The 25,350-nt window shown below is 64.5% G+C and carries 20 protein-coding genes; 4 read left to right on the top strand and 16 right to left on the bottom strand.

Annotated elements, in window-relative coordinates; genetic code table 11:
• Positions 1-51: 51 nt before the first annotated feature.
• The 5 genes from W7S_RS08640 to W7S_RS08620 all read right to left on the bottom strand — a co-directional run bounded on the left by W7S_RS08640 (position 52) and on the right by W7S_RS08620 (position 6,305).
• Positions 52-942, bottom strand: a complete 891-nt coding sequence (locus W7S_RS08640) for a hypothetical protein (RefSeq protein ID WP_014711285.1) — start codon at positions 940-942, stop codon at positions 52-54.
• A complete protein-coding gene (locus W7S_RS08635) occupies positions 942-2,453 on the bottom strand; it encodes a PEP-utilizing enzyme (protein ID WP_014711284.1) in 1,512 nt (503 codons plus the stop codon). Before W7S_RS08635 ends, W7S_RS08640 begins: the two co-directional genes overlap by 1 nt.
• A 331-nt stretch (positions 2,454-2,784) precedes the next feature.
• Entirely contained in the window at positions 2,785-3,939 is a 1,155-nt protein-coding gene (locus tag W7S_RS08630) for an acyl-CoA dehydrogenase family protein (RefSeq protein WP_014711283.1), read from the bottom strand.
• Positions 3,940-4,078: 139 nt separating this feature from the next.
• Complete coding sequence (locus W7S_RS08625) at positions 4,079-4,684, bottom strand: hypothetical protein (protein ID WP_041297810.1); 606 nt, start codon at positions 4,682-4,684, stop codon at positions 4,079-4,081.
• Positions 4,677-6,305 (bottom strand): pyruvate, phosphate dikinase, encoded by a 1,629-nt coding sequence (locus tag W7S_RS08620; RefSeq protein WP_014711280.1) that lies wholly within the window; start codon positions 6,303-6,305, stop codon positions 4,677-4,679. Before W7S_RS08620 ends, W7S_RS08625 begins: the two co-directional genes overlap by 8 nt.
• 406 nt (positions 6,306-6,711) lie before the next feature.
• Here W7S_RS08620 and W7S_RS08615 point away from each other — a divergent pair, with 406 nt between their 5' ends.
• Positions 6,712-7,449, top strand: a complete 738-nt coding sequence (locus W7S_RS08615; protein WP_245849196.1) for a TetR/AcrR family transcriptional regulator — start codon at positions 6,712-6,714, stop codon at positions 7,447-7,449.
• Positions 7,450-7,468: 19 nt separating this feature from the next.
• Here the strand turns inward: W7S_RS08615 and W7S_RS08610 are convergent, their stop codons facing one another.
• The gene (locus W7S_RS08610; protein ID WP_014711278.1) at positions 7,469-9,484 is read right to left on the bottom strand and encodes an FAD-dependent oxidoreductase; all 2,016 of its coding nucleotides are present in this window, start codon (positions 9,482-9,484) and stop codon (positions 7,469-7,471) included.
• Complete coding sequence (locus tag W7S_RS08605) at positions 9,481-10,698, bottom strand: cytochrome P450 (protein ID WP_014711277.1); 1,218 nt, start codon at positions 10,696-10,698, stop codon at positions 9,481-9,483. Before W7S_RS08605 ends, W7S_RS08610 begins: the two co-directional genes overlap by 4 nt.
• Positions 10,699-10,883: 185 nt before the next feature.
• Here W7S_RS08605 and W7S_RS08600 point away from each other — a divergent pair, with 185 nt between their 5' ends.
• Both W7S_RS08600 and W7S_RS08595 read left to right on the top strand, forming a co-directional pair.
• The gene (locus tag W7S_RS08600; protein WP_238535837.1) at positions 10,884-11,531 is read left to right on the top strand and encodes an NAD(P)-dependent oxidoreductase; all 648 of its coding nucleotides are present in this window, start codon (positions 10,884-10,886) and stop codon (positions 11,529-11,531) included.
• Between the two features lie 63 nt (positions 11,532-11,594).
• Positions 11,595-12,380, top strand: a complete 786-nt coding sequence (locus W7S_RS08595; protein ID WP_014711275.1) for an enoyl-CoA hydratase/isomerase family protein — start codon at positions 11,595-11,597, stop codon at positions 12,378-12,380.
• 2 nt (positions 12,381-12,382) lie between these two features.
• Here the strand turns inward: W7S_RS08595 and W7S_RS08590 are convergent, their stop codons facing one another.
• From W7S_RS08590 to W7S_RS08550, 9 genes are all read right to left on the bottom strand, one after another.
• The gene (locus W7S_RS08590; RefSeq protein ID WP_014711274.1) at positions 12,383-13,039 is read right to left on the bottom strand and encodes a TetR family transcriptional regulator; all 657 of its coding nucleotides are present in this window, start codon (positions 13,037-13,039) and stop codon (positions 12,383-12,385) included.
• 140 nt (positions 13,040-13,179) lie between these two features.
• Positions 13,180-14,772 (bottom strand): AMP-binding protein, encoded by a 1,593-nt coding sequence (locus W7S_RS08585; RefSeq protein ID WP_041297809.1) that lies wholly within the window; start codon positions 14,770-14,772, stop codon positions 13,180-13,182.
• A 21-nt stretch (positions 14,773-14,793) separates the two neighbouring features.
• The gene (locus tag W7S_RS08580; protein ID WP_014711272.1) at positions 14,794-15,831 is read right to left on the bottom strand and encodes an LLM class flavin-dependent oxidoreductase; all 1,038 of its coding nucleotides are present in this window, start codon (positions 15,829-15,831) and stop codon (positions 14,794-14,796) included.
• A gap of 31 nt (positions 15,832-15,862) precedes the next feature.
• Positions 15,863-17,059: an alpha/beta hydrolase gene (locus W7S_RS08575; protein WP_014711271.1), complete on the bottom strand. Its 1,197-nt coding sequence runs from the start codon at positions 17,057-17,059 to the stop codon at positions 15,863-15,865.
• Positions 17,060-17,161: 102 nt separating this feature from the next.
• The gene (locus W7S_RS08570) at positions 17,162-19,522 is read right to left on the bottom strand and encodes an acyl-CoA dehydrogenase (protein ID WP_014711270.1); all 2,361 of its coding nucleotides are present in this window, start codon (positions 19,520-19,522) and stop codon (positions 17,162-17,164) included.
• Positions 19,523-19,537: 15 nt separating this feature from the next.
• Positions 19,538-20,731 (bottom strand): cytochrome P450, encoded by a 1,194-nt coding sequence (locus W7S_RS08565; protein ID WP_014711269.1) that lies wholly within the window; start codon positions 20,729-20,731, stop codon positions 19,538-19,540.
• 116 nt (positions 20,732-20,847) lie between these two features.
• Positions 20,848-21,957 (bottom strand): NDMA-dependent alcohol dehydrogenase, encoded by a 1,110-nt coding sequence (locus tag W7S_RS08560; protein WP_014711268.1) that lies wholly within the window; start codon positions 21,955-21,957, stop codon positions 20,848-20,850.
• Between the two features lie 49 nt (positions 21,958-22,006).
• Positions 22,007-23,221 carry a cytochrome P450 gene (locus W7S_RS08555; protein ID WP_014711267.1) on the bottom strand — a complete coding sequence of 405 codons (1,215 nt, stop codon included), beginning with the start codon at positions 23,219-23,221 and terminating at the stop codon, positions 22,007-22,009.
• Between the two features lie 222 nt (positions 23,222-23,443).
• Positions 23,444-24,544, bottom strand: coding sequence for a TIGR03857 family LLM class F420-dependent oxidoreductase (locus W7S_RS08550; protein ID WP_014711266.1), 1,101 nt, complete (start codon positions 24,542-24,544; stop codon positions 23,444-23,446).
• 121 nt (positions 24,545-24,665) lie between these two features.
• Between W7S_RS08550 and W7S_RS08545 the strand changes: the two genes are divergently transcribed.
• The gene (locus W7S_RS08545; protein ID WP_041297808.1) at positions 24,666-25,325 is read left to right on the top strand and encodes a TetR/AcrR family transcriptional regulator; all 660 of its coding nucleotides are present in this window, start codon (positions 24,666-24,668) and stop codon (positions 25,323-25,325) included.
• Positions 25,326-25,350: the final 25 nt, after the last annotated feature.

Here is a 25,350-nt window from a genome sequence, read left to right as displayed (position 1 = left end):
CGGTCGTCCTGGTCGGCGCGGGTGCTCGATGGCTATCCGTAGGACACTCGATCAGAACACTCGGTGCAGGATGCCTTGCTCGAAAAACCCTGCACCGGAGGTGTTTTCGCTGTCGAGCGACATGAAGTCGTCATAGGTTCCAAACGACGGGCCCTCGGAGTCTGCGCCCATTGGCACAAAGAATCCGGCCAGCCTCGACGAGACCGTCACCAGCCGGCTGCCACCCTCCGCGTCTCGCAGACGGGCCAACCGGAATTGCCCGGCAGCATCGCGCCCGAATGTGACGTCGACGATCGTGACCGATCGATTCGCGTCGATAAGGAACCCATCCGACCGCAGCGAGCCGTCTGCTCCCAGAAATTTCATAACGGTGACGAAGGTGTCGCCGATAACGGCCACCAGACCCGCATACTCGATCCACTGCGCGGACTCGTCGCGGAAACCCCAAGTGCGGTCGCGCATTCCCTGCGCTCGCACCGGCGACTCGACGCCGTCGAGCACCAGGATGCCGTTGATCTCGCAGGCCTGCTGGAAGTGCTGCAGCGGCTTGCCGGGCACCAACTCGGGAACAACCCCACTCACCGCATAGTCGGCCGCGACGAACAGCGGAACATTGACCAAATCGGCCTGTAACCGCTCATGGCGCACCGCGATCCGGCCGTTGAGCCCGAATTTGATCGACGCGCTCTCAAAGCTGCCCGGTGGCAGATCTTCGATGATTTCCAGAACCTTGCCCTGCACGGACACGCTGCACCGGGCCCGCCGCGCGCCCGTTCCGTTGGGTGATGTGGAGACATGGAATGTGCCGAACACCTGGTTATGGGTGTCCCAGAAGGACAGGTAGGCGTTGTCTTTCCAGACCGGATCGGCGGGTCCGGCGGCGTCGGCGTGGATGGGTTCGGCCAGTGGCCCCCATGCCTTGGTGATTTCGGCAGCGGTCATCAGGTGGTAACTCCTATTCGTTGCAGGATCTCAACGGTTCCGGCGGCACCGTCAATGCGGATCAAGTCGCCGGTCTGCAGAGTGGACGTGCCGCGGGCGGTGTTCATGACGCATGGGATGCCGAGTTCACGCGCGACCACCGCGGCGTGGCTCATCATGCCGCCGATATCGACGACGAGCCCACTGGCGAGAAACATCAGCGACACCCAGGACGGATCGGTGGTGCGCGCGATCAAAATGTCACCGTCGTTGATCTCGGCATCCGCGGGTTCGTCGACCACCACCGCGCGACCTTCGACGACGCCTCCGGATGCGCCCACACCGGACAGGGTGGTCACATCCTCGGCCTCTCCGCCGGTCCGCACGACCGGTTGCGGCTGCCCCTTCCACGACGACGGGACCGCGACCTGACGGTACTCGTCTCGAAGCTTGCGGCGCTGAGCCACAATGCTTTTGACGTCGGGCGGCAGGCTGGCGGACAGTTCTTCTGCGGTGAGATAAAATGCATCGTCACGATCGCCGAGGACACCTTCAGCGACCAACTGGTCCCCGAGACGACGGGCACAGGCCCGCACCACGTCCAGGCTTTGCAGGTATGAAACCTTCCCGACACCGCGCAGCGGCAGAAATCGGCGGGCAAGTCGCAGGACCACCCGAGACTTGAGCCGTTGCGCACCCCTGAACGACGCGTAGAAGCGGCTCTCGGCTGGCTTGCCCGCGCGGCGCTGCGCAGCGGGATCGCTGTCGGGCGCCGCCGTATCGTCCATCGCCCGGTATTGCGCGATTAGCTTGCGCACGGGTTCGGGGTTCTCCCGCCAGGTCACGCTGGACAACTCGCCCTCCCCCGGACAGTGGTAACCGTGCCAGAGCAGAAATTCCGGGAGTTCGAGGCTGCCGCGCGAGACGCGCCACAGGTCGGCCAAAACCCGGGCCTCCTCGTGAGAGCCGTGGCCGCGCAACAGTTCAGTGGCATCCACGCCGGCCATGGCGGCCAGGTTGGTCAGTTGCTCGTGCAACGGCTGAATAGCGCAGGCGCTGACCACGGCCTGCACGGCGAGTGTTTGCTGGAAGCGGAAAAACGCCTCTGCCATCAACGATCGGACCTGCTCGCCGGACAGCGAATCGATCATGCCGATCGCGCTGCGCCACCAAGCGTCAGTTTCGGTGCGTAGCCGCTCGATTCGCCGCGCGATGTACAGCAGCGTCCGGGGGTAGCGTACGGCGATCCACGGGAGTCGCCGGATAGACGGCCTTCTGACGAAGTCATCGGGAACAAAGCCGAAGAAGTCCCGGGAGAGCGCTTCGCCTGACTGCCCAGGGATCAGATCACCCATCGCGCAGAGGAAATCCACCCGCACGGCCATGCGGCCATAGAAGGCACAAGTGATCCGGTGCTCGTCACGCTCTGGGATAGCCGCCTGTTTGGCCGGTAGCACACCCATGGCCACGAACGGGGCACGCAGTCCGAGTTCGCTGGCCGGAACCCACACGCTGGCGCACAGCGGCGTCATCACACCCGGGACGGCCTCAGCCAGGTTGACCGAACTCCACGACGCATCCGGAGGCGAAACAGCATGCAGAGCAGACTCCGCCACAACGCCGGCCGCTTCCGCCACGAGAGCCTCCCGCTACTGGAGTATCAGAGTTTTTTTATCCGTATTAGAAATATCATAAGCACTCGTCCCGCGGAGGCATAGTGCGAAACGGTTGATCGACGCGGGAAGCTCTTTCAATCCCGTGACGTCGTCCGCGCTGCTCGCGTCCTCACCCCGCTCGAGGCCCTACGCAGGAAGGTAGTGGGGCCCGCCCAGCTGAACGCCGACCGCCAAGCCTGGTCGAGCGTTAAATACCGCCGCGCGAAACAAGCTGACCTGCAATGACATTACGCTGAATTTCGTTGGTTCCCTCGCCGACAATCATCAGCGGCGCATCGCGGAAGTACCGCTCGACGTCGAACTCGGTCGAGTACCCGTAACCACCATGAATTCGGACGGCATTCAGCGCGATCTCCATTGCCGTCTCCGATGCGAAGAGCTTGGCCATGCCGGCCTCCATGTCGGTGCGCTCGCCGCTGTCATAACGGTCGGCCGCATAGAGAGTGAGCTGCCGAGCGGCGGTGAGCTTTGTCGCCATGTCGGCCAGATAATGGCCGATGGCTTGATGCTTCCAGATCGGCTGACCGAAGCTCTCGCGCTGCTGGGAGTAGGCGAGCGCGTCCTCAAGGGCGGCCGTGGCCACACCGAGCGCACGGGACGCGACTTGGATCCGGCCGGTCTCGAGGCCCTTCATCATCTGCGTGAAACCTTTGCCCGGCACCCCACCGAGGATCGCCGATTCGGCGACGCGGTAGCCGTCGAAGGACAGCTCGCAACTCTCGACGCCCTTGTAGCCCAGCTTGGGCAGATCGCGCGAGATCGTGAGTCCCGGGCCGGGTTCAACCAACAGGATAGAGATGCCGGTGTGTCGCGGCGTCGCCTTTGGATCGGTCTTGCACAGCAGAGCAATCAGACCCGATCGGCGCGCGTTGGAGATCCAGGTCTTAGCACCGGTGACCACAAAGTCGTCACCGTCACGGACCCCGGTGGTCGTCATGCTCTGCAGATCTGATCCGCCGCCGGGCTCGGTGAGCGCCATGGTCGCACGCATATCGCCGGATGCCATCGCCGGGAGATAGGCTCGCTTCTGCTCCTCGGTCCCGAACAGTGTCAGCAATTTGGCCACCACGGTGTGCCCACCCATGGCCCCGGCCAGGCTCATCCAACCGCGCGCCAATTCCTGCGTCACCAGCACATAACATGCCATCGACACCGGAGAGCCGCCGTATTCTTCGGGGATCGCCAGTCCGTATATCCCGATCTGTTTCATCTGTTCGATCCACTTCTCGGGGTACTCGTTGTCGTGCTCGACCTCGCGAACTGTCGGCTTGACCTCCCGATCGATGAACCCGCGCACGGTCTCGACGAGCAGGGTCTCTTCATCGGTCAATACAGTGCTCACGCCATCACCTCTCGGGCTAGATTTTATTCTAGATTAAACGAAGGTGCGAGCACTTGGCGCATGCCCACCCTTCTTTCGATCGGCCGGAGATGACGTGGGCCAAACGGTGATCGATGGCCGAGCCGACTACCCGACGCGTTTAGCTGGCGTGCCCGGCGCGTGCCTCATCCTCACGGGTGAGACCCGAGGCCTCGATGAATTCCTGATGAAGTTCGAACCATACGGTGTGGTAGGAGTCGGCGATCGGCCTGGCCAGCCAACTGGTATCGCCGGCTTTGACCTTCGCCAAGGCCGACTCGAGTTTGTCGGCGTACGCCTTCAGCCGGTTCAAATATGTTGCAGCAGAATCGATGACCGGCCGCACCATTAGATGGACGTCATCGAGACGAGCGATCACAGCTGCGTCGTAGTCGAGGTCGTCGTGGGAGTTCGGTTGGCCGTCCTTGATCTGCCAGTCCGTTATGAGAGCCTTGAACTCGTTGTTGGCGTCACGGAAACTGTCGTAGATGCCGGCCAGTACACCTTGGTCGACGCCCGACCGCTCCTCAGCCAGAAGAGCGTTAAGCCGATCGCGTCCCGCAGGACTGAGCCGGACAGTCTTTCCCTCGACGACGAGACCCACTGAAATCAGTTGCTCCAGAGTCGATGCCACCGTTGCAGGATCTTCACCGACGGTGGCGATCAAATCCGGCTCACGCACCCGACCCTTGAGGCGGATCGCTTGCAGGACAGTTAAATCAGACATCGGTCAGTACCTTTGTGTTGTTGTCGAGTTGGTGCGCGACCAACATGGTGATGAGCGGGTGCGGGGAAACGACGTCGGTGAGGCCGGCAGCAAGCGCGTTGGCCACCGCTGATGGAGACGAATCGGTAAGCATCGGGTAATCGCCCACTGCATGGCCGCGAATCGGGCTGACACGGCGCGCGATCTCGGCTAGCTCAGCAAGGTCCGGGGAATCAGTCTCGGACCACGCGGTGAGTTCCAGGATCCCCTCGCGCACCTCACCCTCGGCCCCATCAACCGTTATCAGCTTGCCCTCGAGCTCCGCGACGACCCCGTCTCCGCATCCGACGACGGCCGGTCTGCCTATCTCGCGGCTCACCACCGCGGCGTGCGATGTTGCGCCACCCGTCTCCGTGACGATTCCCCGCGCAGCCAGCATGCCCTGGACGTCGTCGGGGCTGGTGGCTGCGCGCACCAGGATCACATCTTCCCCCTCCTCGGCGGCATCGAGTGCCTCATCGACGTCGGAATAGGCTTTGCCCGATACCACGCCTGGGCACGCCGGCAGTCCGCGTGCTAATAGTGGTGCGGCTAACCGGGTTTCAGGGAGAAGCGCCGGTGAGAGCAGCGTGTCGATCTGGCCCGGTGTCACACGGCGCAGTGCCTCCGCATCGTCGATCAGCTCTTCGTGGCGCAACCGCAGCGCCAGCCGTACCGCAGCCTGAGCGGACCGCTTGGCCGCCCGAGTCTGCAGCAGCCACAGTTTGCCCTCCTCCACGGTGAATTCGATGTCCTGGACGTCTGCGGCGAGCCGCTCCAGGGTCTGCGCCGCGCTCATGAGCTGGTCGTAGACAGCGGGCTGCTCATTCCGCAACGCCGCGATAGGTTCGACATCGACGTTGCCTGAGACCACGTCCTCACCTTGGCCGTTGGCAAGCCACTCACCGAATGGTTCGTCGGCTCCGGTGACAGGATTGCGCGAGAACAGCACCCCGGTACCTGAATCGCGCGCGAGATTGCCAAACACCATGGCTTGCACGACAACTGCCGTTCCTGCGTCGGCATCCAAGCCATGGTGTCTTCGGTACGCGACGGCCCGCGGGCTGTTCCATGAGGCGAAGACGGCTTCGACCGCTCCCCGGAGTTGCTTCCACGGATCCGCCGGTACCTCGAGCTCTGGGTTTCCTCCCAACACGATGCGCCGGTACATCTCGTTGAAGCGCTGGCGAGTGTCGCGGGCGAATTCAGCGGAAGCAGCGAGTGCGAGTGCCTTCTCGACGTCATCATTGATCCCGAGGTCGAGCACAGTGTCCATCATCCCGGGCATCGATAGAGCGGCTCCGCTGCGCACGCTGACCAACATCGGCCGTGGGCCGCGACCAAAAGTGCGGGATGTCTGATTCTCGAGCACACGTACGTGCTCGCATACTTCGGCCCACAGCCGGTCGATGCACTGAGTGCGATCGGCGAAAAACTCCGCGCAAACGCTGGTCGTGATGCAAAATGCCGGCGGCACCGGCAACCCCTGCCGTCGCATCGAATCGATGCCGTACCCCTTGTTTCCAAGCACCTCACGGCCAAGGCCGGCCCGGCCGTCCAGAGCGACGACCGAGGGACTCGCTCCCTCACCTATTTTTGACATGAGATTAGATTCTAGATGAGTGTCGGAGATTTTGACACAAGATTAGATTTCTAGCGAAGTTCAGGCCACAGTGCATGACTCGGCCACAGGAGCCGGGCTGATCGCCCTGATATCGGCAAATCTCGGTGACGACCAAAACCGTTCGACCAGCATCATGAATCATGATGCGCTGCGCCCTCGCGAGTGACCGCGTACTGCTCCGGTCTCGCCGGTCCATGTCGACATCAACGAGACATCCGTCAGGTCTCGCCGGGTTCAAGCCACGCTGCATGTCCTCGCCGAGCCTCTTCGGGCCATCGAATCCGGCGTTCCGCTCGTTGCTGCTGTCAGCAAAAAGAGGGCGGCATTGCCGCAGGGTTCTTGCCGATGCTCGGTGCCTACAACTTGTGTTGAATACTATTGAACCGTGCCTAGAAACCCGTCTTCTACGAAGGCCGACGCTGACAGCACGAACACGAAGTCGCAACGCACGCGGGCGCGAATTCTCGACGCAGCCGCCCGTGTGCTCAGCGTCAAAGGTTTCGCCGGGACGCGGCTGACAGATGTAGCGGATGACGCCGAGATACAGGCACCGGCGATCTATTACTACTTCCCGTCCAGGGAGGACCTGATCGAGGAGGTGATGTATTGCGGGATCCACGATATGCGCACGCACCTACAGAAGACGCTGGACGCACTGCCGGCCGGCATGGCGCCCATGGATCGGATCATGGTCGCGGTCGAAGCTCACCTGCGGCACGCGCTCGAACTCTCCGACTACACCACCGCGTCGATCCGGAACTCAGGACAGATCCCCAGCCGGCTGAGCAAGCGGCAGAAGAAGGAGGAGGCCGCCTACGGCCGGATCTGGCAGGGGCTGTTCGCCGACGCCGTCGCAGAGGGTGAAGTCAACCCCGAGTTGGATCCGCAGCTGGCCCGATTCTTGGTGATGGGAGCTATGAACTGGACTGCGGAATGGTGGGACCCTCGCCGCGGATCCGTCGACGCCATTGTGGCCAACGCGCAACTTTTGGTCCGAAGTGGTCTCACCTCGGCGACCAAGGCATCCGCACCGGCAACGCAACGCGCTGCCAAGCGTGCGGCGACATCGGCACGACCGACCGGCGCCCGCGCTCGCTCCCGCGCCCGTCGGCCATCTGAGTGACGCTGCCCGGCGAGACCGCTCACGTGGCACTTCCACCCCAGCCGTATCGCGCGACCGGCCTAATCCAGTCCGGGTGAAGGCAGTCGACGGCCTGCCGCCCCTCGACCACCGCCACCTCCAGCCGGCGCGGGGAGCTTGCGTCCCCGATCACCCGCACTATGGGGCAAATTCCGACGAGTTCCTGCTGCAAGGCCCGATCGGGTGTCCCTCCGCTCATCAAGACCACATCGTCGAAAGCAAGTCGTTGCATCCGGTGCGGGGCCTCGAAACAGGCCACCTCCGCAGAACCGGGTGACAGTCGGTGGATGACCGTTCGCGGGAAGAACGTGAAGTCGCCCTTCAGAAGTTTCGCTAGAAGTGGGCTACCAACCATTTCCCACCGCATTTCCAGGTTCGCCGCTACTAGCGAATAACGGCTGACCATGAGGACGCGACGGCCGCTGTCGACGAGCTGTTGTGCGACGTCAGTGCTCTCGTAATGGCCGATCTCGTCGAGCATCAACACCGTGTGCCCGAGACTGGCTCCGCGCAGCACGTCCCAACCGGTGTGGACGCTGACCGTGCTGATTCCGGGCAACGGCAGGCGCGGCTGCAAAGTCTGGAATCCGTCTTGGCGGGGCTTGACGCCGGTAGCGACGATCACGGCGTCCGGTGCCATGCGCCGCACCGTCTGGACGTCAGCGGGAGCCCGCAGCCGTACATCGATGGCATGCAAGCGCATCTGGTGCTCGTAGAAATCGAGCAACCTTGCGATCTCCGGCCGGGTGGGCGGCACCAGCCGGAGCTGTCCCCCCAGTGCGTCGTCCGTCTCCAACAGAGTCACGCGGTGACCGGCGATAGCGGCGCTGCGGGCCGCTTCCATACCGGCCGGGCCACCGCCGATCACAACTACCTTCAGGCCTGGCGCGTGCCGGACGATGGTGCCGTCATCGTGGGTCAGTTCTCGACCGGCGGCGGGGTTGACCGTGCACATGGCGCGACCGCGGGTGTTCAGTCCGCCGGCACAGCTCTGCAAGCACGCGATACACGGGCGTATCTCGGCGCCGCGACCGCTTACCGTCTTGGTTATGAGCTCGGGTTCGGCGAGCGTGGCGCGAACCATGGCGACGAGATCTCCGACGCCGGAAGCCACTATCTGATCGGCCTGTTGCAAAGTGGCGATGCGACCGGCGACGATCGTCGGCAGCGTTGTCGCGCGGGTCATCCGTTCGCTGACCGGCAGCATGTATCCGGGTGGTTGATGCGCGCCGCCGATCAGCAGGTCGCGCGCGTAATGCGATCCCAGCGACACGTCCCAGAAATCGACCAAAGACTCACGCTCCAGCATCGAGATGAGCGTGCTGAGGTGCGACGGTGTCGTTTGGTCCTCCGGACCGTCGGGCGATATTCGCAGTCCGACGGGATAGTCCCGTCCGACCGCGGTACGGACCGCGCGGAGAACCTCCACCAGATATCGGGACCGATTTTCCAATGACCCGCCATACTCGTCATCGCGCAGATTGGTCGCCGGAGAGAGAAAGCTCGAGAAGAGGTAGCCGTGTCCGGCGTGTAGTTCGATGCCGTCAATCCCCCCTTCGCGCGCGCGCAGCGCGGATGCGACGAAGGCTTCGGTCAACTCGTCCATCATCATGCGGGTCATCGGCACAGGCAGCATCCCGAGGCCTGGATCGGGAACGTGCGACGCGGCCCACGGCGCTGAGCTGTCCCGGGTCAGCTGGGTCGGACCGCCATGCCAGATCTGCTGAAACAGCTTCATGCCCTCGGCATGCACGGCGGTGGTGAGCTTTGTCAGACCCGGCAGGACGCGGTCGCTGGTCAAATCGAGCATGGCGGGCGAACTCCAGTGGACCTGCGCGACATCGGCGAATGCGAGCGCTACCCCACCGCGGGCCCGAGCCAGCAAGAACGCGATCATGTCGTCGCTCACCAACTGGTTGACCGCCAGCCCGCTGCCCTGGGAGGTGCGGACCACCCGATTGCGCAGCAATACGGGACCGATGTGTGTCGAGCTCAGCACATGCTCGTAGCCGCTCATCGCGGGACCGGAGTAAAGACCACCTCTAGCTTCGCGGGCCCACGAGTATTGCCGCCTCCCCGCCATTCAATATCGGCCGGGCCGCCCTCGTCGGACAGCCGGTAGTCGGGAATGGTCGCGAGGATCTCCTCGAGGACGATCAACATCTCCGTCACCGCGAGGTGCTCGCCGAGACACCTGTGACGCCCGGACCCGAACGTGAGGTGGGGGTTCGGCGTCCGATCGATGTTGAAGGAGAACGGTTCGCTGAATTTTGCCGGGTCGCGGTTGGCCGCACCGAAATTGAGCATCACTTTGTCACCGCGGTGTAGCCGTGCGCCCGCTCGATCGTGGTCGTCGACGACGGTGCGGGCCATGTGAATGATCGGCGGGTCGATGCGCAACGACTCGTGCACCGTCGCTTTCATCAGGGTGGCGTCGCTGAGCAGGCGGTCCTTGAGACCGGGCTCGGCGGCAACCCGGAATAACATGCTTCCGATGCCGTGGACGGTCGTCTCGTGTCCGGCCAATACCGTCAGTTGCACCATGCCAAGGGCGATTTGGGGCGGGATCTCTGCACCGTCGATGCGGGCATTCACAAGTTTGCTGAGTGTGTCATCGGTCGGGTTGGCACGCCTGCTGCGGATCAGTTCTTCGAGCCAATCTTCCAGCTCCTTGGCCGCCGCTCGTTTCGCCTCGATGCCCACCTTCGCCGTCGACAGGAAATTTCCGGTCAGGCGGCGCGCCACCGACCAATCCTCGCGCGGGAGGCCCAGCGCGAGGCCGATCGCCAGCGACGGCACGATCTCTGCCACAGATTGCACGAGATCGGTGTGCCCATCGGCCGAGAACGCCGCGATGCAGTCCCGAACTATCTCGCGTAACTGCGGCTCCATAGCCGCGACGGCGGGGGCGGTGAAAAACGGCATGACCAGTTTGCGGTACGGGGTGTGCTCCGGCGGGTCGAGTTCCGCCGGGACGACCGGCATCGATGCACCCGTTGGCGGGATCATGATGCCTGCCGTAGTGGTGTAGCGCTCGTGGTCGCGCGCCACCTCGAGCACATCGTCGTAGGTGGCGAGCAGCCAGAAGCCGCCATATTGATCACTCCATCCGACCGGACAGGTCTGCCGAATCGCCGCGAGGGTTTCATGCAAGTGGGACTGCACGGTTGGGTCGGCGAAGTCGTAGTCGATCGCTGGGCAGCGAACGCTCCCCGGGGCATCGGTGGTCATCGGGGACTCCTCACCGCGAGTCGTTCCATGGGGGAGCGCGGAAGCCGACCGAGGCAGATGCCACATTCGCCGCGCTGCGCCCTCGCGGATGTGCGGCCGCGCAGGGCATTGCGATTCGAGCTACCGCTAATCTAACGTCGTTAGGTGAGGACCGCAAGCAATCCCTGGACAGAATGGAGCGTCTGATGCATGTGCTGCTGTTAGGGGCAACCGGCAAGGTCGGCGCGCCGATCCGCGATGAATTGCGGGAGCGCGGCCACGAGGTGACCGCTGTGGTGCGCGACGGATCGCGACTGCCCCCGGCCGACGCGTCCCTACATCACCGGATCGGAGACGTCTTCGACGGCGCATTCCTCGACGACGCTGCGCAGGGCACCGAAGTCGTGCTCTGCTCGGTGGCGCTGCGTGACGAGGCCCAGCGTGATCGGACACCCGTGACGCTGATACGTCGCGCCGCCCACGCCGCCGGCGGCGCGGGCGCCCGCCTCATTGCGCTCGGCGGTGCGGGCAGCCTCCGAACGGCCTCAGGTGTCGACGTGGTCGACACGCCAAGCTTTCCCGAAGTCGCCAAGCGAGAGTCACTGGGATTCCGTGCGGCGCTGCATGATCTGATCGACGATGCCCCCGAGGACCTCGTGTGGACCGTGGTCTCGCCGCCCCTCGCTATCGAGTTCGACGGGACGCGCACGGGCAGCTACCGAACCGCCTACGACGATCTCATCGTCGACGAGGCCGGCTCCTCGCGCATCTCCGCCGCCGACCTCGCCGTCGCCGTGGTGGACGAGGTGGAGAAGTCCCAATATCCGCGCCGACGATTCACCGTTGGATATTGACGGTCCACGGCCAATACCAATCGCTGCTTGATTAAGGTGGGCGTACGTCGATAAGCTGCACGGATGACAGTCCGGCACGGGGACCTTCGACTCGAGCGCCACGGCAACGTCGCAGAGATCATCTGGGCAGCGCCCAAGCTGAACTTGTTCACCCCACACGTGGCCCAGGCGTTCGAGGCGATCCTCGGCCAGCTGCCCAGCGACATCCGCGCTCTGTTGCTGCGCGCCGAGGGCAAGGTTTTCTGCGCGGGGGTTCGGGTCCAGGAATTCACCGTCATGGACGACCGGGCCGGCGCGGATTTCAGCAGGCGCCTACTCACGTTGGTCCGCCGGATCGAGCAACTGCCCATACCGACGGTGGCGGTCGTCCACGCGCTCAACCTCACGATCGGTCTGGAACTGGCGTTGGCATGCGACTTCATCTGGTCGGCTGAAAATGTCGGGATGGGCCTGGTCGAGGCCACCGTTGGCATCACGCCGGCGGCGGGCGGCACCCAACGCCTGGTCGCGCGCGCCGGCGTGGCACGAGCCACCGAGATGGTCTACACCGGACGGACCTACGACGCGTCGCGATTGCGCGAGTGGGGTGTCGTCGACAAGGTCCTGCCATCCGACCAGCTCCTCACCCAGGCCCGCGCCTTCGCCGATGAATTGGCGGCTGGCCCCACCGTCGCGACAGCGATTGCGAAACAGATCATCGCCGTGGCCCGCAATCGCGGCGTGGCCGCCGCCGACGACATCACCCCGGACCTGGCCGGACCGGTTCTCATCAGCGAGGACGCGGCGATCGGGCTACAGACCATGCTGTCGCGAGGGCCGGGCGCCAAACCGGCATTCGTTGGTCGGTGACGCTAGGCGCGCTTACCGAGCTCGGCGGCAGGCAACCACCGTGCCTGACGTTCCTTCACCGCCGTGTCGATCGCGTCCAGAATGCTGTTGGTGACCAGGTCGTAGATCTCGTCGAAGGACAGTCCACGTTCCGACAATGCTTTGGCCAACGCCGGATATTGATCGGCGTCGATGTCGTGCCGACTCTCGGGCGTGTATCCCTGCGTTTCGTGCAAGGCGCTGCCGATGGCGAAGAGCTCGAGAGCATCGAGCAAGGGCATCACCGCCGCGCCCGGAACGCCCTCCTCGACCAACCGCTGCGCCGAAGTATCAAGCATGCGAGCCCCCATTCCGAGCGAGCGCTTGCCGACGATCAGCGGGACCAACGCGGGGTGCTTGAGTAGCGCGGCACGCAACTTCCGGGCATTTTCGGGCAGCCAATGCCGCCAGTGGTCGTCAGATTCCTCCGGAGCGCGGACGTCAGCCAGCGCGAATTCCGCTGCGCCGATGAGGATTTCATCCTTGTTGTCGAAGTGGTGATACAGGGAAGCTCCGTTGACTCCGAGGGCGTCGGCTAACCTACGGATGCTGAGCCCTTCGAGTCCGTCTTCGTCGATGATGGCCAGGGCCGTCTCCAAGACTTTCCGCCGCGAGATCAGCGCCACCTTCGGTCGAGCCATGCGTGCTCCTCCCACGATGTTGCTGACAGCTTAACCAAACGCCGTACCCGCTGCTGAGCACCGCAACGGCGGTGTCATCACGATGGCTCTCGCACTAGGGAGCGGTCCGCGTTGTCGCGGTGATTCGTCGGACTCGGTCGTCACCGCTGTGCCGACGCCACGGTCGAACGTCCAGAACCGTACTTCTGCTTCAGCTCGGCTTTCGGGATCTTGCCGGTGACGTTGCGTTCGAACGGCTCCACGACCAGGAAGTCGGCGGGCACCTTGTATTTGGCTAATCGGGTCCGACAGTGTTCGGCGATGGGCGTCGTATCGAGTTGCACACCGGGCCGCGGCACGATCAGCGCGCGACCGACCTCGCCCCAGCGCTCGTCAGCGATCGAGATGACCGCGGCGTCGGCCACGTCGGGATGCTCCGCAATGACGCGCTCGACCTCGGCCGGATACACGTTCTCGCCTCCGGACTTGTACATGTCCTTATAGCGGTCGACCATCGTCAAATACCCGTCCTCGTCTTGGACGAGGGCATCTCCGGTGCGGAACCATTCACCCGCGAATGCTGAGGTGTCGTCGCGGTCGCGGCGCCAGTAACCCGGCGTGACGGCCGGGCCGTGCGCCCACACCTCACCGGTCTGGCCGGGCGCGACGTCCTCGCCGTCGGGCCCGACAATCCGAATAGCGGTGTACTGCACGGGAAGTCCACATGAGCCGAACTTCGTCAGCGTGGCCGTGGGCGGAACGATGCTGACGATCGGACCCATCTCGGTGGAACCGTAACCGACACTCAGCGGCAACCCACGATCGTGGAAGGCTGTGGTGACCTCCCAGTTCAGGAAGCCGCCGCCAATCTGACCGTGCACCATGTGGTTGAAGTCAGCGTCGGCGAACGCGGGAACAGCACTCATCATCTGATACATGACCGGCGCCCCGGAGAAATGCGTGAAACCTCTGTCCCGGTCGGCCAGCAACTCGACTACTCCGACCGGATCGAATCTGGGTACTACCGCCACCGTTCCGCCCAGTGCCAGCACCGGGTTCGTCATGCTGTTGAGACCGGCCGCGTGAAAGAACGGCAACACCGCCAGATAACGACTGGACGACGACAGTGCGTAGGGCTGCACCGAGTTCAGCAGCTGGTAATGCAACGTCTGATGGGTGCAGATCGCCGCTTTGGGCCGGCCGGTCGTTCCTGAGGTGTAGAGGAGTTGCACCGGATCGGTGATGCGGCTTATTGGGCGGGCGGCTCTCGGTGCGGCGGCCGCAGCGCCGGCGACGATGTCGTACGCGCAATCGGCTGGAACGCCAGACTCGTCGGCTCCGGCCACGCCGGGGAAGGATGCCAGCCGCGGGATCCCGGCCGCCGCCGCGATGTCGACAGCCACCTCACGCATGCCGGCGTCGTGGATCAACACGATCGGATCCGAATCAGTGCACAGGAATTCCAGTTCCGGGCGAGCCAGTCGGAAGTTCAGCGGGACGAAGATCGCGCCGAGTCGCATACAGGCGAACTGCACCGCTAGCACCCAAGGGTCGTTGTTCGCCAGCACGGCCACCCGATCGCCCTGAGCAACCCCCAGGTCGTCGGCGAGCGCGCCGGCCAGACCTCCAACCACCTCGTCGAGCGCGCGCCACGTCATGACCTCTCCGGTCGTGACGTCCTCGAGCGCGGGTGCGTGCGGCCTGCTGCGGCTGTGATAGCTGACCGGGTCAGAAGCCAGAGGGTGAACGCTCATAATCTCCGTCCTGCTGCGTCGTCAGTCAAGCTGCGGAATGACCGCGCTACCGATGACTTCGACCATCTCACGGAATTCGCCCGCGGGCTGGCCACCCATGTCGATGTAGATGAGGTTGGTGGTGCTGGACAACAGCTGTGCCCAGGTGTTGAGCCGGTCGGCGACCTCTGCCGGACTACCTACGATCGCAGGGCCACGCGTGGTGAGGAATTCGAAGTCGAACGGCTTTTTGATGAATGGCGGCGGGTCCGGGTTGACCCTGCAGATGATGGTCTTCATCAGCTCGAAGTAGTTGTGGTAGCGCGGTTCCCACCGCTGCCTGGCCGCCTGGCTGCTTTCGGCGACATTGACATGCCAGCAGGCGCCGACCCGGGGTTGACGCGAGTGGCCGTACGAGGCGAACTTTTCCAGGTAGCTTTCGACCACCGGCTTGAACATCTCCGGATTGCCGAACGCCGAGGGCAGCATCAGATCGAGACCGAGTCGGGCGGCCAGTTCGAGCGACGATTCCGAGGCGCCACCGCCGATCCACAACGGTACGGCGCCGACCGGCGCGGGTTGAAGCACGAAGTCGTCGATCGGCCCACGGTGGCGCGATCCGGGCCAGTCGATCTTCTTGCCCGCCCACAACTGGGTGAGCAGTTCGATGTTCTCGGCGAAGAGCTCGTGGGAGTCTTCCAATCGGTTGCCGAACAGCGTGTAGGTGGAGACGAAGAAATTGCCGCGTCCAGCGACCACCTCGCAGCGCCCTCCGGACAACGCGTCCACGGTCGCATAGTCCTCGGCCACCCGTATCGGGTCGAGGTTCGCGGCCAGCGTGACCGCGGTGGATAGTCGCAGGTGCTCGGTGCGCTCGCCGATCGCCGACAGGATCACCGGCGGTGCCGACGTCGTGTATTCCAGTCCGTGGTGCTCGCCGATATGGACGCCGTGGAAACCGACGCCGTCAGCTGCCACAGCAGCTTCGACGATGCCGCGATGCCGTTCGGCCGCGGTCTCGGTTGCACCGGTGACAGGATCGGTGACCACGTCCCCCAGCGTCATCAAGCTCAAATTCATGTTGGCCTCCTGTAGGAGTAGAAAGGGTCGGTCAGGAAGTGGCGAAGCCGTGCCGCTGCATCCAGTCGTGGACGTGATCGGCGGCTTTTGACAAGTGGGAGCGCTGGTCGTTGCCGGTGAAGTAGTGGTTCGCGTCGACCAGATCGATGCGTTCCTTGTCCTGGTGGCCGATGGCGTCGAACACCTGCTCTTGGTGGCTGGTAGGCACGGCGTCGTCGGTGCCGTTGCACATCATGAGGATCGGAACCGACACCCTTGGTGCGGCGTCGCCTGCGTCGACCTGTGCGGTGTCCAGGCCCCACTGGGATAGCCAACTGCGCGCGGTGGTGAAGCGCATCAGCGCGCCCGGGCTGGTATTGGCGATCTCGGGATCGCCGAGGTAGCTCCAGCGGGGCCGGCGTCCATTGGGTTCGATGGTCGGATCCAGCCAGCGAGGATCGGCCATGGTGCCGTGTACGACGAACGCGTGCTCGGCGTGTGGGCGGCCGTTCCGACGAAATTCGTCCAACTTCTCCTGAGCGAACGCGGTGATCCGACGGTTGCGCTCACGTTGCCGGTCCCGGTATGCGGCCAGAAAATCCGCCGAGTATGGCGGTTGATTCGGGTTCGCCGGATCGTAGAGATCGAACTCGGCGTCGCGATTTCGCTCGGGCACCAATTCGTCGGTAACGGAGGCATCCAAGAATTCGGTGAGCAGCCGGTGGCGACTGCGCGGGGCGGCCAGCAGCATCACGCCGTCGGCGGCCGTCAGCATGGTTTCGGCCAGCGGCGTCGGCTCCCCCGCCGCGGTCTGGGTGATACTAGGTTTTTCCGCTTCGGCCTGGTAGCCCATCATCGGTGAGCCGCCGCCGCTCCATCCGGCCAGCACAACCTTGCGGTATCCAAGCCGTTCTTTGGCGTCGCGCACGCAGGCGCCGACATCGAGGAGATGGTTTTCCATCTGCAGTGCCGAGTCGCCCAACGTGTAGCGATTCGCGCAGCCGATGACATGCAGGCCGGTCCGCGCCAACTCGGGGAAGAACGGCAGGTAGGCCGGCGAGCCGATCGGGTGCGACGCCACGATCACGGTGTCGGAGTCACGGTCCCCACGCAGTAGCTGGGCCTGACGCACGACGTTATCGCCGATAGTCCCATACACGTCCTTGCGCGCCGCCCGTTCGGTCGACACCACCAGATAGGGCGTCCGCCGGTACTTGGACCGCTCAACCGAGACTAGTTCGGCGGTCATAAGTAGCGCACTTTCCGCATGTTGCGCATCGCGTCCCTCATTTCCTGGTCGTGGCGACCACAGCATCGTAACCATACATTGTTTGGTTTGTGAAGTCGCGGGTCAGGAACGTCGCGTCGCACGCCACGGGATGCCAGTGTCGACCCGAGGCTCACCAGGCAGGCCGAGAACGCGCTCTCCGAGGATGTTGCGCAGGATCTCCGAGGTTCCACCCTCGATGGAGTTGGCCAACGAGCGCAGATAAGCCTTGCGAACATCGTCGCCGCCGTACGCCGACGATGCGGTCGGCGCGGTCTCTGCGTAACCGTCGATCAGCAGTCCGGCCGTGCCCGAAATGTCAACGCCGAACTCAAATATCGCCTTATTAAGCTCGGCCATCTGCAGCTTGGCGATCGAGCCCTCGGGCCCGGCTTCCCGGCCGGCCTGCGCGGCCCTGACATTCGTCAGGCGAGCGGCTTCTGCCTGCGCCCACAGCAGCATGAGCCGCTCGGTGGCGACGGCCGTCACCCGCCCGGCCGCGGCCGCCGCACGGTAAGTCGCGACGGCTCGGGCGATCGTCCCGTGCCCGCGGGGCGTGGTGCGCGCGCCGATGGCGTTCCGCTCACTGGCCAAAGTGGTAATTGCGACTCGCCAGCCCCCGCCGACCTCACCGAGCACATTGGCCGCCGGAATGCGGACGTCCGTCAGGAACACCTCGTTGAACTCGGCCTCACCGGTGAGCTGACGCAGTGGCCTCACCTCAACGCCCGGCGTATGCATGTCGAGGATGAAGTACGTGAGCCCTTTGTGTTTGGGAACTTCGGGATCGGTACGCGCGAGCAACAGCCCGAACCGAGCGACGTGGCCCAGCGACGTCCAGATCTTCTGGCCGTTGACGACGAACTCGTCGCCGACGGACACCGCACGGGTCGCCAACCCGGCCAGATCAGAGCCGGCGCCCGGCTCGGAGAACAGCTGGCACCAGATCTCCTCGCCGGAGAAACAGGGGCGTAAATAGCGGCGCTTCTGCTCTTCAGAGCCGTGCGCGTGAATGGTCGGCAAAGCCATCCCCAGCCCGATTACATTGCGCGCCTGATGATCCGGACAACCCGCAGCAGCGAACCTGCGATCGACGACCGACTGCAGCGAGCTGTCAAGGCCGCGCCCACCATACCCGGAGGCAAAGCTCACGACCGCGAGTCCGTCATCGAAGCGAGCTTCACGGAGCGCGCGATCCGATTCGCCGTCAGCCGGATCGGTGACCGGGTGTCGCCGCAGAAAATCAGCAACAGCTTCTTCGACCGCGTCGACTTCAGGCGACGGGTCACCGGGCTCCGTCTCGTTGAAGGTGCCTTCAGCGGCCGGCAGTCCGGACGCGCCAGCCATGTCGAGCAATTCGGCAAGCCGGGCGCGGTGGCTGGACGGGGATCCGAATAACAGCTGAGAGCTCTTGGCGCGCTTGAGATACAGATGCGCCGGGTGCTCCCAGGTGAACCCGATACCGCCGTGGATCTGGATATTGTGCGCCGCCACTCGGGTATACGCGTCCGAACACACGCTGCGGGCCAGGCTGGCTGCGACCGACAGGTTGGCCACATCGTGCACGGCCGTCCATAAGCCGTGGTAAACCACCGACCTCGCCGATTCGACATCGACGAGCATGTCAGCGCAGCGGTGCTTGATGGCCTGGAACGAGCCGATCGCCCGGCCGAACTGCACCCGGGTGGCGGCGTGCCGCACCGCGAGGTCGAGGGCCCGTGTCGCACCCCCGAGTTGTTCGGCGGCCAGATAGAGGGCCGCCAGGTCCGCGCTGCGCTGCAGAGCGTCTGCGGCGCCACCATCGACGCCCAGCAGGTCAGCCCGCGCGTGGTCGAAGGTGACTTCAGCCAGCTTGCGGGTGGTGTCCATGGTGCTCAGCGTCTTGCGCTGGACCCCGTCGGCATCACCACCGACGGCCAGCAGGCACGGGCCCGCTGCACTGCGGGCGGCGACGAACAACACATCGGCCGCGAGCCCGTCGACCACTATCGCGGCGGTACCGGATACCTCCCATTGGCCGGCGCGCTTTGCCGCGGCCAACGTACTGTCCGCGGGGCCTGGGCCCGACCACGCCAGGGTCGCGATGGTCGTGCCGCCGGCGATTCCCGGCAACCATCGAGCGGCGGCAGCGTCGTCATCCAGCGCGAGCAGAGCGCTCGCAGCCATGCCCACGCTGGACAGGAATGGCCCGCCGAACAACGCGGCGCCCATCTCTTCGAACACCACGCCGAGCTCGACCGCTGTCGCACCGCTGCCATCGAATCGCTCGGGAATTGCCAGGCCCTGCAGCCCCAGCTGGTCGGCCGCGCGACGCCAGACGGCCGGGTCGAAGCCGATCTCGGTCTCCATGCACCGGCGCACCGACGTTTCATCCGAATGCTTGTCGAGGAAGTCGCGCACCACCGCGCGCAGCTCCTCGGCATCCTCCCCCGGAAGGAAGTTCACACGTCTACCTCCGCGTCACTGGACCACGTCGAAAACCAAGGGCAAACTCTCCGGGCCGTTCGCGATTCCCGCCGCCCAATGGACCTCGGCCTCGGGGTCGGTGAGGCGCAAGTTCGTGATCCGTTTGAAGAGCTCGTCGAAGGCGATCGCGATCTGGATTCTGGCGAAATGGGCTCCCAGGCAACGGTGCAACCCGAGCCCGAACCCCACATGGCCGCCGCGACGCAGATCGAACCTCAGGTGCGAGGCATCCTCGAAGTGCGTCTCGTCGCGGTTCGCCGAGTCGAACCGCACCAGGATCTGCTCGCCCGCTTTGATGTGCAATCCGCCGACTTCGACGTCCTTGGTGGCCGTTCGTCCGAGACAGCCGACGGGCGAGGTCAGCCGGATGAGCTCATCCATGTCCTGGCGGATCCAGGCAGGGTCGCGGAGCCGCGTTTCCAACTCGGGATGAATTGCCAACTGATGGGCGATACCGCCGAGCGCACCCCGCGTGGTATCCAGGCCTCCGAGGAACAGCACGGCCACGACGCCGAGTCGCTCCATCTCGGTCAGGTGTCTACCGCCTTCGACGGTGCCGGTGGAGATGGCGTTCATCACTTCGTTGGCCGGATTGGGGTTTTCCGTCTGTTCGGCGAGGTACTGCACGGACAGCGCAACAAGTTCGCCGTAGGCCTCGTCGGTTCCTTCGACCGCGACGCGGACCACCACGTCTTGGGCGTGCGCCATTCGCACGGGGTCGTCTTCGTTGAAAACAGCGCGGGACAAGGCATTTCCGACGAACGGCCCGGCGAATTCCCGGACGAAATCGAACCGACCGTTGCCAATGAATCCATCGATCAACTCGGCTGCATTCTTGCGCAGTTCAGGCTCGAACTTCGTCAGGAAGGTGCGGGTGAAAAGGGGGTTGAGAATCTTGCGCAGATCAGGCTGATAGGGCGGATCGGCGTCCAGTGGGTTCAGTCCCACCGGAGATGGCCGAGGCGCCACACCCTTCGACGAGAAGGTGTATGGATCTTCCAGGATTCGTCGCACATCCTCGTAGCGGAAGACGATGTACTGGCCACCGCCGTCGGCATCAGTGTGCGCGACAGGGCATTTTTCGCGGGCGTACGCGAGTACATCCCACTTGATCTTCTCGTGCGCGGGATCCCACATGTCAAAGTGTGGAAGCAATTCTTCGTAATCGATCCCCGGGTTGGACACCATCCACCACCATGCCCTTCATCGCCACTTAGTCATCCGCGCAGTTCACGCAGGAGCGTAAATCAGATTAAACCATCACCGTTTGGTTAGGGCCACCATGGCGAAATAGCTTCCGTCGGTCAGAACGTGATCATGCCGCGCATGATGGTTCCGCTGAGCAAATCGTCGTAGCCCTCGTTGACCTGCTCGAGGCGGTAGGTCTTGGTAATGAGCTCCTTAAGCTTGAGTTCGCCCCGTTTGTACAACGAGAGCAGACGGGGCAGGTCGGCGTGCGGGTTGCACCCTCCGAACACGTTGCCGACGATCTCTTTCTGGCTGAGGATCACGTCGACCAGCACGACGTCGACGTTGGTCACGCTAGGAGGCGCGACGGATGTCAGGCAGGCGCGACCGCCCTTGCGGGTCAGCAGCATGAGGGGCATCAGCATGTCGCCGCTCATCAGGCTTGCCGTCATGATGGTTTTGTCGGCCATGACACCTCGGGTCAGCTCGGTGACTAGAGGCATCGCCTCCTCCATCGACGCGACCGAGTGGGTGGCACCGAGCAATTCGGCCTGCTGCCGGCGGAACGGCACCGGATCGACCGCAACGATGACCTCGGCGCCGGCGATCCGCGACCCCTGAATGGCACTCGACCCGACGCCGCCGCACCCAACCACGACGACGGTGTCCCCCGGACCGACCTGTGCACGATTGACCGCCGCCCCGAATCCCGTTGCCACGCCGCATCCCACGAGCGAAGCCAGCTCCAGCGGGATGTCGTCGTCGATCTTCACGCACGAGTCTTGGTGAACGACGGCGTACGGGCTGAAAGTGCCCAACAACGACATCCGGGCCAAACCTTGTCCGCGAGCATGGGTGCGCGGTTTGCCGTCCACGATCGGCATTCCGGCCATGATGACGGCACCGTAGTCGCACAACACCGAATCACCGCTCGCGCACCACCGGCAGTGCCCGCATGCCGGCATGAAGGCCATCACAACGTGGTCACCCGGCTTGAGCCGCGTCACCCCGGCGCCGACCTCTTCCACGACACCGGCGCCTTCGTGTCCACCGACGATCGGAAGCCCAATTGGCATGTCTCCCTTGACACCATGGTCGTCGGAGTGACAGAGGCCGCTGGCGGCGAGCCTGACCCGCACTTCGCCGGGCAGCGGGTCGTCGAGTTCGACGTCCTCAACACTCCACTTCTGCCCGACTTCCCACAAGACCGCCGCCGTTGTCTTCACTGGTTCTCCTTCGTGACTGAAAGTAAGGGAGCGTGCAGAAGTCGCGGAGCTACCGGATGTCGAATTCGATCGGCAAGGCGTACAGGACGCGGCTCATCCCGGACCGTCGCGCGATCTCGGCCCCCGGAGCAAGCCGCAGGTTGGTGACCCGTTCCAGGAGCGTGTCGATGGCGATGCGAATCTGCTGGCGCGCCAGGTGCATGCCGATGCAGCGGTGCACGCCCATACCGAAACCGACATGCGGGTTGCGTTCCCGGGTGTAGTCGAGTTCGTCGGCATGGTCGAAAACGTCGGCGTCACGGTTTGCGCTGCCGAAGTGCACCAGCACCCGGTCGCCGGCGTGCAGCTGAGTGCCGTTGAGCTCCACGTCGCGGGTCACGATGCGTCCCATCGCATTGACCGGCGAGGTGTACCGCAGGAACTCATCCAGGATCGTGCGTTCCCAGCCCGGCTCGCGCACCAGCTCCTCGAACGAGGGGTCGGTGGCCAGCTGGAGCACTATGTCGCCGATCGCGACCTTGGTGGTGTCCAGACCGCCGACGAACAGCACCTGCACGACGCCGATCCGTTCGGCATCGGTCAACGGGCGGCCCAGCACCGTTCCCGTCGTGACGGCGTCGACGATGGCTCCCGGCTGCGAACTCGCCGCCCGTTTCTCGACGAATTGCACCATCAGCTGGTAGAAGTCCAAGACACCCTGAGTGTCGCCGGTGATGAAGCGCTCGTTGCACTCCGCGGCGTTGCGGAAGAGCTCGCCGTCGTCGTCTTCGAAGATCACCGACGCCAGGACGTTGGTGACAAACGGTCCGGCGAAATCCTGCATTGCTTCGCATCGGCCCGACCCGACCCAGGTGTCCATGGCGCAGCGAGCGATCTCGCGGACGCGCTCGTCGCTGGCGGCGAGCCGTTTGGGGTGAAAGAACGGATTGAGCAACTGGCGAAAGCCGTGCTGCAGCGGCGGATCGGTATCCAGCGGAGGCAGTGGCACCCCGCCATTGCCGGAGATGTTGGTGTATTCCGTGGAGGAGAAGGTCTCGGAGTCGGTCAGCACGCGCCGGACGTCGTCGTAGCGGGTGACGATGTGGTAGCCGCCGTTGGCCGAGGTGTGTGGGACCGGACAGTGCCGGCGCGCGTAGCCCAGAATCTGTACCGATCGGTCCGCGTGCTCTTTGTCGAAGAAATCGAAGTCCGGTAGTAGGGCCGCTATCTCAGTTTCGGTCAGCACTGACGCGAGTTCGGCATCGCTATTCGCCGTGTCGGTCATGGAAACGGTCCCCTCTCGCCGTGCCGCTGGTGCAGCGTTGTGCGGCCAACCGATGAGCATGCCGACCGCGTGGAGCGATCCGGCGCTCGCAGTTTCGGAGTAGTCCAGATCACAGTCGCCATTAATCTAACGATGATTGGCTACCGCGAGCAAGTCTCGGCCGTCGGCGCGCCTTGCTTCGACTGTCACGACACGGGAACCGCCGTCCGAGTTCGACGCCAGTCAGACCCCGACCGAGGCCGGCCGGGCCGCGCGTTCACGCCAACACCGGATGAGCTCGGCATTCTCGGCCGGCGTGCTGCCGTAGATCGCGATCTCGTCGACCCCCGCCGCCCGGTACTCGGCGAGCCGGTCGGCACAGTGCTCGACGGAACCGATCGCACACGACTCGGCCATCCACTCGTCGGGCACGAGCCGTGCCGGCTCCATCAACTCGGCACGGTGGAAATCCTGATCGGCGTTCTTACCCATCAGCTGTTTGTGCGTCCGCAACTTGCCCAGCACCGACTGATCCCAGCCGTTGGAGTTGGTCAGCGCCTCGCCGTGCCCGGGCCACTCGAGGTAGGTGACCGCACGTGCGTGCGCGTAGGCGCGCGTGCTGAACTCGTCCAGCTCGGCGGCCACCACGATCGGGTGGCAGATACGCAGCGAGGCCGGGTCGCGATTGCGGTCGGCGCAGGCGTTGCGCAGCCGCTCCACCACCGTGCGCACCGCATCGACGGTGAGGAAGGGATAGAGCATCACGGCGTCGAACGCGTCGTGGGCGACAGCCTTGGCGAACTTCGGTCGGCCGTACCCGCACGCCCAGACCTCGGGCTTGGGAACATCACCCAGAGCATCGATGGTCCGCAGTTGGGTGCCGTTGTAGTCGACCACGCCGCCTTGCCAGAGTGCTTTGACGGTCTCGGCGTAATGAACGAAGTGGTCGTAGGACAGTTCCGGCATGTCCGGCAGCGGCACGCCGCGCCCAAGTCCGAGCACGAACCGCGGCCCGTAGAGGGCGTTCATCGTCGCGCCGAAGCTCGCTGCCACCATGGGGTGGCGCGAGGACGCCGACCACACCCCGGTGCCGACGCCGAAACGTGTTGTGCGCGCAGCGATGCCGCCCAGAATGGCGCCGGAGTCCTTGAGGTCGAAACGTTCACTGAGCCAGCCACGGCGAAAGCCGAGGCGCTCGGCGGCCTGCGCATCCGTCAGCGCGGTGCTGATGTGGGTGAAGCCGCGCTCCCGCTTGGTGGTCACCCGCCCGCAGATGAGGTAGATGCTGAGGTCGTCGACGACCGGCGCGAGTTGGCCGCTCGGGTCGTGATTCACGGTATCCATTGCTGTGCTCCTCGGTGACGTCGGCGCGTGCAGCCGTGATCAATGCCATTGACCACCGGCATCTTTCAATCAATAACAGTAAGAGTACTTGTACGCAACGCGACAGTGCGACAATTTGCAGATGCCGGCATCGCTGAAAGGTGGAGGCCAACTCACCCGCCGAACCGTGATCGCGACCGCCATCGCGCTGATCGAATCCGACGGCGTCGACACGTTGACCATGCGCAAGCTTGCCCGTGCCTGTGGAGCGGCGCCGATGTCGCTGTACCGGCACGTCGCCACGAAAGAGGAGCTGTTGCACGCCGTCGTGGATGCCTATCTCGCCGACGTCGAGCTGCCGTCCACGGACGACCTGCCCTGGGATGAAGCGATCGAACGGGTCGTGCTGACCGTCGCGGCGGCGTTCGATGCGCACCCACAGCTGGCGGAGATTCTGGCAGTTCAACCGATCGACGCCGCCGCGGTGTTGGACGCGATGGAACGCATCGCCCGAGCCTTGAGGTCCGCGGGATTCGACGACGGCGCGGTCAGAAGTGGACTGGCGACACTGAGTGCCTTCGCCACCGGCTACGCGCACCGGCGTGCCGCGCATCGCCGCGCCCCGGGTGTCCGCGCACGCCGTTTCGGTCGCCTCGCCGAGGAGCCGGAACGCTTTTCGGCTCTATTGTCGGTCTCCGCGGGGGAGGGTCTCGACACTCCAGAAAACTTTCGCGTCGGGCTCGGATGCATCATCGACGCCCTGCGGCGTCAGGCGCCGGGCCCACGGCGTCGGGTCGGGTAGCCGACATGACCGGGCAATCCAAATC

Origin of the sequence: Mycobacterium sp. MOTT36Y (assembly GCF_000262165.1) — a bacterium.
Lineage (GTDB): Bacteria > Actinomycetota > Actinomycetes > Mycobacteriales > Mycobacteriaceae > Mycobacterium > Mycobacterium intracellulare.
This window is presented reverse-complemented; position numbering and strand designations above follow the sequence as displayed.